The sequence below is a fragment of the Cellulomonas sp. SLBN-39 genome (assembly GCF_006715865.1).
GTDB lineage: Bacteria > Actinomycetota > Actinomycetes > Actinomycetales > Cellulomonadaceae > Cellulomonas.
In genome coordinates, this window is record NZ_VFOA01000001.1 from 1,289,631 (window position 1) to 1,301,483 (window position 11,853).

The following is an 11,853-nucleotide window of genomic DNA, read 5'->3' on the forward strand; positions in this document are numbered from 1 at the left end:
CATGACGCCGGCCCGATCAACATGCACGATGGCGGGGGACGCGGCAACACCAGGGGGGCACGTGGCGTCGGTGGTGGTGGTCGAGGACGACGCGGACATCGCCCGGCTCGTGGCGCGCACGCTGCGCGGAGCCGGTCACGAGGTACGGGTGGAGCACGACGGCCTGGCCGGGCTGACGGCCGTCCGCGAGGAGCGTCCGGACGTCGTCGTGCTCGACTGGATGGTGCCGCGGATGGACGGCGTCGAGGTGTGCGAGGCCGTGCGCGCGGACCCGGACCTCACCGGCGTCAGGGTGCTGCTGCTCACCGCCCGGGCGGAGGACGACGACCTGGCGTGGGCCTTCGCCGCCGGCGCCGACGACTACGTGGCCAAGCCGTTCTCGACGCGCGACCTCACGGCCCGCGTGCAGGCGCTGCTGGACCGTCGCTGACGACGTCCCCCGACGCGGGGCGCCGGCGCGGGCTCAGCCCGTCGTGGTGGACGGGCCGGGTGGCGGGACGTCCTCGACCCGGGCACCCAGGGCTGCCAGGCGTGCACCGAGGGCTGCACGACGGCCCGCGACGACGGGCACGTCCGCACCCACGAGCTCCGACGGCGGGACGAACCACCCCCTGGGTGCGTGATGCCGCAACGCGTGGAGCGTCTGGACCGGCGCGGGCCCGACGTCCGTGACGCGCACCGTCACGAGCTCTCCGTCGTCGCGCGGCGTGCCGCCCGACCGTGGCCACAGGGCGGAGACGAGGGCGAGCACGAGGCCGCCCAGGCGCAGCACGGTGCCCGTGACGTCCTGCCAGGGCGTGTCGGCCGTGGCTCCCAGCACCCACCCGGCGGCGACCAGCGCCACCCCGGCGCCGACCCCGGCAACCCGTCGCCCGAACGTCACAGCACCCCGTCCCCTCGCGTCCCGCCACGACCGGACCCGTCTGCGCATCCACGGCACCACGGGCGCGAGCCGCACGCCAGGACCGGTCCGCCGATGCTACCCAGCGGTACTCCCGCGTCGGACTGCGTGGCGCGTGCGGACACGCGGTCCCGACTCACCACCAGGGGGCGGGCTCCGCACGACGCACCATCCCGTCGAGCGTGACGTCGTAGCCGTACATCCTGTCGTCGGTCGACCCCTCCGCGCCCACCCACACGGACCTGCCGAGCGCACGCCCGACCGCGCGGAGGAAGTCGCAGAGGCCGTCCAGCTCCTCCTGCCCCCGGAAAGCCCTCGCGTCGAGGTCGAAGTCGATCGCGGTGGGCATGAAGAACCAGAGGTGAACCCAGGCCGCCGGTGCGACCTCGACCCGGATGGGCGGGGGCGACTCGGCCTCCGGGTCGGCGAGCCGCGCGGCGAGCCCCGCCGCCGTCGGGAACGCGTCCCCGTCGACGCGCCACGGCCCGGTGCGCACGAGGTCGAGGACGGTCTGCCAGTCGTCGACGGTGACGCCGCCCTCGACCCACCCGTCCGGGAGCGCGCCCACGACGTCCGCGTCGAAGAGGTCGCGGACGTCGTCCCACCGCAAGGTGCTCACACGACGATCTTCCGCCGGCACACGACCGACCTCCACCCCCGTCCTGCCCACACACACCTGCTGCCGGGGCGCCGACGGCAATCGAGGTGAAGCTCCGGCGGACGCCTGGGAGGATGGTCCGTCGTGAGCACGTCCGACCCCGCACCCGCCGCCCCCGCCGAGGGCGCGCGCGGTGAGCGTGCGCGGACCGAGGCTCCCGCCTCCGGGGGCGCACCCGGCGGGGGCCGGCGTCGGGGCGGACGCCCGGGGCGCGCCGCGGACGGCCGACGCGAGGGCGACGGCCGGGCGCGTCGCCCCCGCGACACCACCCGCCACCCCCACCGCGACGACGCGCGCCTGACCCGGGCCGCCGAGGCCCGCGCGGCGGTCGACCTGCCGGAGATCACGTACCCCGAGCAGCTCCCGGTCTCCGCCCGCCGCGAGGAGATCGCGGCCGCGCTGCGCGACCACCAGGTCGTCGTCGTCGCCGGTGAGACGGGCTCGGGAAAGACGACGCAGATCCCGAAGATCGCGCTGGAGCTGGGCCGCGGCCGGGCCGGGCAGATCGGTCACACGCAGCCCCGGCGGATCGCGGCCCGCTCGGTGGCCGAGCGCATCGCCGACGAGCTGGGCGTCCCCCTCGGCGGCGTCGTCGGGTACCAGGTGCGGTTCACCGACGAGTCCAGCGACTCGACCCTCGTCAAGGTGATGACCGACGGCATCCTGCTGGCGCAGATCCAGCGGGACCCGATGCTGCGGATGTACGACACGCTGATCATCGACGAGGCGCACGAGCGCAGCCTCAACATCGACTTCGTCCTGGGGTACCTGACGCGGCTGCTGCCGCAGCGCCCGGACCTCAAGCTCGTCATCACGTCGGCGACGATCGACTCCGACCGGTTCGCCCGGCACTTCGCCGGGCCGCCGACGCCGGAGCACCCGGACGGCGTGCCCGCGCCCGTCGTCGAGGTCAGCGGCCGCACGTACCCCGTCGAGATCCGCTACCAGCCGCTGAGCCCGGACGACGGGCCGGACCGGGACCTGGTCACCGGCATCACCGAGGCCGTCGACGAGCTCATGGCCGAGGGGCCCGGCGACGTGCTGGTGTTCCTGTCCGGCGAGCGGGAGATCCGCGACGCCGAGGACGCGCTGCGCGGCTCGCTCGGCCCGCGCGTGACCGACCCGCGGCACCCGGACGCCGTGGACGTCGTGCCGCTGTACGCGCGCCTGTCGGCCGCGGAGCAGCGCCGGGTGTTCGAGGCGCACACCACGCGCCGCGTGATCCTCGCGACCAACGTCGCCGAGACGTCGCTGACGGTGCCGGGCGTGCGGTACGTGGTCGACCCCGGCACGGCGCGGATCTCGCGGTACTCGAAGGCCACGAAGGTGCAGCGGCTGCCGATCGAGCCGGTGTCGCAGGCGTCGGCCAACCAGCGCTCCGGGCGGTCGGGGCGTGTCGCGCCCGGCGTCGCGATCCGCCTGTACTCCGAGGAGGACTTCGCGGGGCGCCCCGAGTACACCGAGCCGGAGATCCTGCGGACGTCGCTCGCGTCGGTGATCCTGCAGATGATCGCGGTGGGCGTGGTCGCCTCCCCCGACGAGGTCGTGGAGTTCCCGTTCGTCGACCCGCCGGACGTGCGGTCCGTGCGCGACGGCGTGGCGCTGCTCACCGAGCTCGGCGCCCTCGACGTGCGCGGCGGCCGCACCCGGCTCACCGACACCGGCCGCGCGCTCGCCCGGCTGCCCATCGACCCGCGGCTGGCGCGCATGGTCGTCGAGGCCGGTCGGCGCGGGGTCGCGCGCGAGGTGCTCGTCGTCGCGGCGGCGCTGTCGATCCAGGACCCGCGCGAGCGCCCCGCCGAGCAGCGCGAGACCGCCGACGCCCTGCACCGGCGGTTCGCCGACCCGTCGTCGGACCTGCTGTCGTACCTCAACCTGTGGACGTACCTGCGCGAGCAGCAGCGCGAGCTGTCCGGCTCGGCGTTCCGCCGCATGTGCAAGGCCGAGCACCTGCACTTCCTGCGGGTGCGGGAGTGGCAGGACGTCGTCGCGCAGCTGCGGCAGATGGCCAAGGACCTCGACATCGACGCCAAGGGCGCACCCACGCCCGCGTCCGACGCGGTGCCGGCCGCCGCGGGCCACGGGCGCGACGGGCGGCGCGACGGCGGCCGTCACACCCCCACGGGCGCGCCCACGCAGGACGCCGCCACGGTCGACGGCCCGGCCGCCGTGCAGACCCGGTGGACGTGGGACGGCGACGCGATCCACCGCGCGATGCTCCCCGGCCTGCTCTCGCAGATCGGCATGCAGATGGTCACGGACGTGGCCGCGGGCAACCCGCCGAAGGGCCGTGACGGCAAGCCGCGCAAGCCCGACGCGCGGGCCCGCAACGAGTACCTCGGCGCCCGCGGCGCGCGGTTCGCGATCTTCCCCGGCTCCGGGCTGGCGCGCCGTCCTCCGTCGTGGGTGATGGCGGCCGAGCTCGTCGAGACGTCACGGCTGTGGGCGCGCGACGTCGCGAAGGTCGACCCGGCGTGGGTCGAGGAGGCCGCCGCGCACCTGGTGAGGCGGACCTACTCGGAGCCGGCGTGGTCGACGCGGCAGGGCGCGGCGATGGTGACCGAGAAGGTGCTGCTGTTCGGGGTGCCCGTCGTCGTCGACCGCCGGACGCTGCTGGCCACGGTCGACCCCGAGCAGGCGCGCGAGCTGTTCCTGAGGCACGCCCTGGTGCAGGGCGAGTGGACGACGCACCACCAGTTCTTCCACGAGAACCGGCGCCTGCTCGCCGAGGCGGAGGGGCTGGAGGCGCGGGCCCGGCGCCGCGACCTCGTGGTCGACGACGACGTGCTGTTCGACTTCTACGACGAGCGGGTGCCGGCCGACGTCGTCTCCGCCCGGCACTTCGACCGGTGGTGGAAGGGTGCGCGCCGCACGACCCCGGACCTGCTGACGTTCACGCGCGAGCTGCTCGTCGGCGACGAGGCGCACGCGATCGACGAGAGCGCGTTCCCGTCGCGGTGGCCGCAGGGCGACCTGACGTTCCCCGTGACCTACCAGTTCGAGCCCGGCACCGAGGCCGACGGCGTCACCGTGCACGTGCCGCTCGCCCAGCTGCCGCGCGTGCGCCCCGAGGGCTTCGACTGGATGGTGCCGGGCGTGCGGGCCGAGCTGCTGACCGCGACGATCCGCGCGCTGCCCAAGCCGGTGCGCGTGCAGCTCGTGCCCGCGCCCGACGTCGCCCGCGCGGTGGACGCGTGGATGACCGAGCACGCGGCGTCGTGGGAGGACACGGTGCGCGCGGCCGACGCGGCACCGTCGTTCGTGGAGGTGTTCGCGCAGGCGGTGCGCGCGCTGCGCGACGTCGAGGTGCCGCCGGACGCGGTCGACCTCGACCGCCTGCCGCCGCACCTGCGCGTCACGTTCCGCGTGATCGGCGAGCAGGGCGGGCGCTCGGGCGGCGTGCTCGACGAGGGCAAGGACCTGCTGGTGCTGCAGCGCCGGCACGCGGCGCGGGCGCAGGACGCGGTCGCGTCGGCCGTGCGCACCGCGGTGCGGGCGGCGATGGAGGAGGCGATGACCGCCGGCGGTGCCTCGACCGTGCCGGGCGGTGCGGCGGACGGCGCGACGGTCGACCGGGCGAGCGGCGGGCGCGGTGCCGGGGCCGTGGGCGGCGGGCGGGCGGCGCGCCCGGGCCCCGCGCCGCGCAGCCCCGGCGTCGACCTGGAACGGACCGGGCTGACCACGTGGCCCGACCTGCCGGGCCCGCTGCCCGAGGTCGTCGAGGCCACCTCCGCCGCAGGCGGCGTGGTCCGCGCGTACCCGACCCTCGTCGAGGAGCCCGTGGGCGGGGCACCGGGCGTGGCGCTGCGGGTCCTCGCCGACGCAGCCGTGGCGCAGGACGCGGCGCACCGCGGCCTGCGCCGGCTCCTGCTGCTCGACGTCGGCCTGCCGACGGCCCGCGTGACCACCCGGTGGACGGGGCAGCAGGCGCTGACCCTGGCGGCGTCGCCGGCACCGTCGACGCAGGCCCTCGTGGCGGACGTGCAGCTCGCGTCCGTCGACCGGCTGCTGCGGCGCGCCCTGGCGGGCCGGCCCGCGAGCGCGGTCCGCGACGCGGAGGGCTACCGGGCGGTGCGGGAGGCCGTGCGGGACGCGCTCGAGGACGACGTGCACCGCACGGTCGGCGACGTGGTGACGGTGCTGACGGCGTGGCGCGAGGTCGAGGCGGAGGTGCGCGGCACGTCGAGCGTGGCGCTGCTGGCGACCGCGCAGGACGTGCGGGCGCAGGTCGGCCGCCTGGTGCACGACGGGTTCGTCACCGAGGTGGGCGCGGACCGGCTGCCGCACGTGGCCCGGTACCTCCGCGCGGCCCGGCACCGGCTGGTCAAGGCGGCGGAGAACCCGCGCCGCGACGCGGACCTGGCGTGGCAGGTGCAGGACGTGGAGGACCAGGTGGCGACGGTCCGGGCGCGTCTGGCCGCGGGACCGCCGGACCCGGTGCGGGCGGCGGCGCTGGCGGACGTGCGGTGGCTGGTCGAGGAGCTGCGGGTGAGCCTGTTCGCGCAGCAGATCGGCACGCCGGTGCCGGTGTCGCCGACCCGGATCCGCAAGGCGCTGGCAGCGATCGGGTGACCGCACGGCCCCTGGCCGCGCGCGGCCGCGAGGGGGTCGTCGTCGGTGCTGTGACCGCCCTCGGGCTCGTCTCGACCGGCTGACCTGCGACGACGTCGGGGCGGGCGCTCGGAGGGGTGAGCGGGCGTCCGGGTGGCGGCCGAGCGGGTGAAGCGTGCCTCCACAACGGGCGGGCTCCGGCGTTGTGGGACTCGGCAGGTCCGGCGCAGGGGGACGAATCGGTACGTTGCGGTCGGCGTGCCGGACGGTTGTCCGCCGCTCCCCCATGCGGACGACCGCACCGCCCCGGCGGCGGCGACCGCCCGACCGACCGGAGTCGTCATGACCACCCCCCAGCCCCCCGCCGCCCCCGAGCCCGTCAACCCCGCCCCGGTCCCCGCGCCCGCCGGTGCCGCGCAGGACGGCCAGAACGCGATGCTCGTGCACCTCGGCGGCATCCTCTTCGGCTTCATCCCCGGCCTCGTCGTCTGGCTGACCGTGCGCGGCCGTCAGACCTTCCTGGAGGACCAGGCGCTCGAGGCCCTGAACTTCCAGCTCACGCTGCTCGGCCTCTACATCGTCACGGCGATCCTCGCCCTGCTCGGCCTCCCGCTGGGCTTCCTCGTCTGGATCGCCGGCACGGTCTTCGCGATCATCGCGGGCCTCGCCGCGAAGGACGGCCGCGTGTACCGCTACCCCGCGACCCTGCGCCTCGTGAAGTGACGCACCGCTGAGACGACCCGACGGCGCGGTGCCGCGGGCGGGTCACACCCGTCCGGCGGCACCGCGCCGTCGTCGTACCCGGGCGGCGACCGGTCAGGCCTCGTCGAGCCGGGCGCGCACGTCGGGCTCGAGGTCGAGGTCGGCCGCGCCCAGCAGCTCGTCGAGCTGGGCGACGCTGCTGACCCCGACGACGGGGACCACGGGGACGTCGCCGCCGAGCAGCCACGCGAGCGCGACCTGGTGCGGCGTCGCGCCCAGGTCGGCGGCCACCTCGCGCAGCACAGCCAGCCGGGCGCGCGAGCCCGGGTGGTCGTAGCCGCCGGGCAGCGGCTTGTCCGGGCGCACGAGCGCACCCTGGAGCAGCGGGGAGTAGGCGGTGACGGTCAGGGGCGGCCGGCCGTCGACCCCGGTGGAGCGCGCGTAGTCGAGCAGGTCGGGCGTCGCGACGTCGGTGCGGCCGACCTCGGGGCGCGGGTGCAGGTAGCTCATCCGCTGCTGGACCACCGCGTAGGGGGCCACGCCGAGGCGGGCGGCCTGCTCGCGGGCCTCGACGACGCGCCAGGTCGCGACGTTGGAGATGCCGCTGAGGCCGACGAGGCCCTCGTCCTGGAGCGCCCCGAACGCCCCGACGGTCTCGGCGAGCGGGGTCTCGCGGTCGTCGACGTGGCCGTAGAGGACGTCGATCCGGTCGACGCCGAGGTGCTGCAGGCTCAGGCGCGCCTCGGTGGCGACGACCGGTGCGGACAGGCCCTGGAAGTTGGTCGGCGGGGTGCCCGAGAGCGGCAGGGCCGGGTCCTTCGGGGCCGCGCCCAGCTTGGTGGCGAGGCGCACGCGGCCGCACGCACCACGGTCGGCGAGCCAGCGGCCCAGCACGTCCTCGCTGTCCCGGCCGTAGCCCTCGCCCCACGCGTTGTAGTTGTTGGCGGTGTCGAGGAACGTCCCGCCGGCCTCGACGAAGCGGTCGAGGATCGCGTGGGCCGTGGTCTCGTCGGTGCGGGTGCCGAACCACATGGTGCCGAGGCAGAGGGTCGACACGTCGACCGTGGTGCGGCCGTCGCTCAGCGTGCGGTAGCGCATGGGGACTCCTTCCGGGCCGGGGACGGTCACTGCCGCACCGGTGCGTCCGGCGCGCCGTCCCTGCCGACGCTAGGTCCGCAACGGTCCGGGAGTACGGTCCGATCCGATGGCTCCCGACCAGACCGATCTGCCGCCGGCGTGGGACGTGCTGCTCGACCTGCGCGGCGACGGTCCCGTGCACGTTCGCCTAGAGGCGGCGCTGCGGCGGGCGGTGCGCGACGGTCGCGCGGCACCCGGTGCGGCCCTGCCGCCGAGCCGTGCGCTGGCCGCGACCCTCGGCGTCTCGCGCTGGGTGGTGACCCAGGCCTACGGCCACCTCGTCGCGGAGGGCGTGCTCGAGGCGCGCACGGGCTCGGCGACCCGGGTCGCGGCCCGCCCGGCCGACCTGCGGGGCCCCGTCGGGGGCGCGCGGCCGGCTCCCGCACCCCTGCCCGCGCGACGGGCGTTCGACCTGGCGCCGGGGGTGCCGGACCTGCGGCACGTGCCGCGCGCCGACTGGGTGCGCGCCACCCGCGCCGCGCTGGCCGCCGCGTCGGACGCCGACCTCGCGGGCCCCGTGCCCGGCGGGCACCCGCGCGCACGTGCGGCGGTGCTCGCGCACCTGCTCGCGGCCCGCGCCGTGACGGCGGACGACGTCCGGGTCACCAGCGGCGCGGCCGAGGGCATGCACCGCGTCGCGGTCATGCTGCTGGCAGCCGGTCACCGGGCGGTGCTGGTCGAGGACCCGGGGTGGCCCCGGCTGCGGGAGGTGGCGGGGGCGGCAGGCCTGACGACGGTCCCGGTCCCCGTCGACGAGGGCGGCCTCGATGTGGCGCAGGCGCGGCTGCGCGCGGCCCGTGCCGGCGCGCGGGCGGTGCTGGTGACGCCCGCCCACCACTTCCCCACGGGTGCGGCGCTGGCGCCGGAACGCCGTGACGCGCTGGTGCGGTGGGCCCGCGAGGTCGACGGGCTGGTGGTGGAGGACGACTACGACGCCGAGCACCGGTACGACCGCCGCCCGGTGGCCGCCCTGCAGGGCCTCGCTCCGGAGCGGGTGCTGCTGCTGGGGTCGCTGAGCAAGACGCTGTCGCCGGCCGTCGGGCTCGGCTGGGCGGTCGTGCCGCCGCGGTGGCGGGACGCGTTCGACGCCGCGGACGGCACGGACCCGTCGACGCTGACGCAGCTGGTGGTGGCGGAGCTGCTGGCCGGCGGGTCGTACGCGCGGCACGTGCGCGCGGGCCGGCTCCGCTACGCCCGCCGGCGCCGGGCCCTCGTCGACGCCCTGCGCCGCCACCTGCCGGGGTGCACGGTCGACGGCCTCGACGCGGGGCTGCACGTGCGGCTGCACCTGCCCGACGGGGTGGACGGGGACGTGGTCGCCGAGGCGGCCGCACGGCTCGGCGTCACCATCGCACCCGGGTCCAGGTACGACGCACCGGGCGGGTCCGCGTCGCGCGGCACGCTGGTCCTGGGCTACGGCGCCCTGGCCGACGCGCGGGTCGAGGGTGCCGTCGCCCGGTTGGCCGCGGCCGTGCGCGGCGTCGCGCGCGGTCCGTCGTGAGCCGCCCCCAGCCCTGCATCGGGTGGCCCGGTGCACGGACCGCGCGCCCGGCGCGGATGATGTCGGACGCCCGCACCAGACTCGGGGCATGACCGACGCTCTGCCTCTCGTCGCCGGCCGCTGCTTCGGCGACGGGGACCCGCTCTACGCCGCGTACCACGACACCGAGTGGGGCGTTCCGGTGCACGACGAGCACGCGCTGTTCGAGCGGGTGGCGCTGGAGTCGTTCCAGTCGGGGCTCGCGTGGATCACGATCCTGCGCAAGCGGCCCGCGTTCCGGGAGGCCTTCGCGGGGTTCGACCCGGGGGTGGTCGCGGGGTTCGACGAGGACGACGTGGCGCGGCTGATGGCGGACGCGTCGATCGTGCGCAACCGGGCCAAGATCGACGCGACGATCGCCAACGCCCGTGCGCTGCTGGCGCTGCACGCCGAGGGGAGCACGCTCGACGCGCTGCTGTGGTCCTTCGCCCCGCCACCGGGCCCTCCGCCGGCCGACCCGCAGCAGGTGCCGGGGAGCACCCCGGAGTCGACCGCCCTGGCGCGCGAGCTCAAGCGGCGGGGGTTCCGGTTCGTGGGGCCGACGACCGCCTACGCGGCCATGCAGGCGTGCGGTCTGGTCGACGACCACCTGGTCACCTGCCCGGTTCGCGCCGCTCTGCCCGGGTGATCTTCCGCGGGCGGGTGAACGTCCTGCTCAGAGCCCTCGGCTCGCGGGGTGCTGACGGTTAGGGTTCCTCCTGTGGCGGAGCACCCCGAGCGAGACGCAGGCGACGCCGTGCGCGCGGCGCAGGACGCCTGGCAGTGCACGGAGGACACGGACCCCCGTGTCCTCGCCGCGGTGCGCGACGGGCTGGCCGGGGTCCCCGCGGGTTCGCCGGCCGTGACGCGGGCGACCTGGTTCGGCATCCCGCACCAGCGCGGCTCGCGCGAGACGAAGCCGTCGATCCGCCGCCGCCGCCGCGGCTGACCTGACACCAGCCCCCGCGACGTCTCGGAGGCACGCCCGACGCCCCGCCGACGCCCGCTCCTGGCGCCCGTGGCACACCCGGGGGCTCCCGACGTGCGCGCCCCCCTCGCCGACCCGCGACGCGGCGTGGTCGGCACCCCCGCGACCGCTGAGCGAGCGTCGACATCTCACCCGTCGGAACCCGTTGTCCACCTGTCGGTCACGGGCTACGATCGCAGCAACCATCCAGAGCGGCCGAGAGACCTGGCTCGACGACGCCGCAGCAACCCCCCTCATCGCCTGAGGGTGTGGGTGCTTCCGCCAGGACCGATGGAGCGGACATGCGTCGACCTTGCCCTCACGACCCCACGCACCTGCCGGCCCCGTGCTGCGCGGTGCGTCGATGACCGCCGTGGTCGGCGTCGAGCCGCTGGCCGGCACCACGGACGCCCCGCCCGCCCGCCCCGCGCCGGCCGGGCGCGCGCGCGGCGGCCGGTTCGGCGCCCTCGACCGGCCCACGGTCTCGTTCGAGCTGTTCCCGCCCCGCAACCCCGACGCCGCGCCGCGGCTGTGGTCGACGGTGCGCGAGCTCGAGGCCGCCGAGCCCGACTTCGTCTCGGTGACGTACGGCGCCTCCGGGCACACGCGGGCCACCACGCGCGGGCTCGTGCGCCGCCTGCTGCACGAGAGCTCGCTGACCCCGATCGCGCACCTGACCTGCGTGGGGACCTCCCGCGAGGAGGTCACCGCGATCGTCGAGGAGTTCCTCGACGAGGGGGTGCGCTCCTTCCTGGCGCTGCGCGGCGACCCGCCCGCCGGCCAGGCCGACTGGCGGCCGCACCCGGACGGCCTGCAGACCGCGGCCGAGCTGGTCGAGCTGCTGCGCGAGATCGAGCACCGCCGCTGCGCGGGCAGCCCGTCGCAGGCGGTGCGCGCCCGCGTGCGGCCGCTCTCCGTGGCCGTCGCCGCGTTCCCGCGCGGCAACGCGGCCACCGGCGGCACCCGCGCCCAGGACGTGGAGGCCCTGCTGCGCAAGCAGGAGGCGGGTGCGGACTTCGCGATCACGCAGGTGTTCTACGAGGCCGACGCGTACCTCGGCCTCGTCGCGGAGGCCCGGGAGGCGGGCGTGACGATCCCCGTGGTCCCCGGCATCCTGCCGACCACCGACCCGGCGCGGCTCCTGCGCGTGCAGGAGCTCACGGGCGTGCCCGTGCCCCGCGACCTGCTGGCCCTGCTGGACGGCACCGACGACCCGGCCGAGCGGCACCGCCGCGGCATCCGCGCCAGCATCGACCTGGTCAACGGCGTGCTCGACGGCGGGGCGCCCGGCGTCCACGTCTACACGTTCAACCAGCACGGCGCCGCGCTCGACCTGCTCGACGGCGCCGACCTGCGCGGACGCGGCGCCGAGCAGCCCTGACCCGACCGACCACCGGGCCCGCCGTCGCGGACCCGAC

General features: G+C 76.7%; 10 protein-coding genes and 1 riboswitch. Of the genes, 7 read left to right on the top strand and 3 right to left on the bottom strand.

Annotated elements, in window-relative coordinates; all coding sequences use genetic code 11:
* The first annotated feature begins 61 nt into the window (after positions 1–61).
* Positions 62–430 (top strand): response regulator transcription factor, encoded by a 369-nt coding sequence (locus FBY24_RS05840; RefSeq protein ID WP_142158872.1) that lies wholly within the window; start codon positions 62–64, stop codon positions 428–430.
* 33 nt (positions 431–463) lie between these two features.
* On the opposite strand, the gene FBY24_RS05845 is transcribed toward FBY24_RS05840, so the two are convergent.
* Together FBY24_RS05845 and FBY24_RS05850 are read right to left on the bottom strand one after the other, a co-directional pair.
* Positions 464–883 carry a hypothetical protein gene (locus FBY24_RS05845; protein ID WP_142158874.1) on the bottom strand — a complete coding sequence of 140 codons (420 nt, stop codon included), beginning with the start codon at positions 881–883 and terminating at the stop codon, positions 464–466.
* Between the two features lie 154 nt (positions 884–1,037).
* Complete coding sequence (locus FBY24_RS05850) at positions 1,038–1,520, bottom strand: hypothetical protein (RefSeq protein WP_142158876.1); 483 nt, start codon at positions 1,518–1,520, stop codon at positions 1,038–1,040.
* 123 nt (positions 1,521–1,643) lie between these two features.
* Between FBY24_RS05850 and hrpA the strand changes: the two genes are divergently transcribed.
* Both hrpA and FBY24_RS05860 read left to right on the top strand, forming a co-directional pair.
* A complete protein-coding gene (gene hrpA, locus FBY24_RS05855; RefSeq protein ID WP_142158878.1) occupies positions 1,644–6,131 on the top strand; it encodes an ATP-dependent RNA helicase HrpA in 4,488 nt (1,495 codons plus the stop codon).
* Between the two features lie 321 nt (positions 6,132–6,452).
* Positions 6,453–6,833: a DUF4870 domain-containing protein gene (locus tag FBY24_RS05860; protein ID WP_142158880.1), complete on the top strand. Its 381-nt coding sequence runs from the start codon at positions 6,453–6,455 to the stop codon at positions 6,831–6,833.
* Between the two features lie 93 nt (positions 6,834–6,926).
* On the opposite strand, the gene FBY24_RS05865 is transcribed toward FBY24_RS05860, so the two are convergent.
* Positions 6,927–7,910 carry an aldo/keto reductase gene (locus FBY24_RS05865; RefSeq protein ID WP_142158882.1) on the bottom strand — a complete coding sequence of 328 codons (984 nt, stop codon included), beginning with the start codon at positions 7,908–7,910 and terminating at the stop codon, positions 6,927–6,929.
* Between the two features lie 106 nt (positions 7,911–8,016).
* Here FBY24_RS05865 and FBY24_RS05870 point away from each other — a divergent pair, with 106 nt between their 5' ends.
* From FBY24_RS05870 to FBY24_RS05885, 4 genes are all read left to right on the top strand, one after another.
* The gene (locus FBY24_RS05870) at positions 8,017–9,450 is read left to right on the top strand and encodes a PLP-dependent aminotransferase family protein (protein ID WP_142158884.1); all 1,434 of its coding nucleotides are present in this window, start codon (positions 8,017–8,019) and stop codon (positions 9,448–9,450) included.
* Between the two features lie 88 nt (positions 9,451–9,538).
* Positions 9,539–10,117 carry a DNA-3-methyladenine glycosylase I gene (locus FBY24_RS05875; RefSeq protein WP_142158886.1) on the top strand — a complete coding sequence of 193 codons (579 nt, stop codon included), beginning with the start codon at positions 9,539–9,541 and terminating at the stop codon, positions 10,115–10,117.
* A gap of 72 nt (positions 10,118–10,189) precedes the next feature.
* Positions 10,190–10,417, top strand: a complete 228-nt coding sequence (locus FBY24_RS05880) for a hypothetical protein (protein ID WP_142158888.1) — start codon at positions 10,190–10,192, stop codon at positions 10,415–10,417.
* A gap of 218 nt (positions 10,418–10,635) precedes the next feature.
* Positions 10,636–10,733, top strand: a riboswitch (SAM riboswitch).
* A 66-nt stretch (positions 10,734–10,799) separates the two neighbouring features.
* Positions 10,800–11,816 (top strand): methylenetetrahydrofolate reductase, encoded by a 1,017-nt coding sequence (locus FBY24_RS05885; protein ID WP_142158890.1) that lies wholly within the window; start codon positions 10,800–10,802, stop codon positions 11,814–11,816.
* Positions 11,817–11,853: the final 37 nt, after the last annotated feature.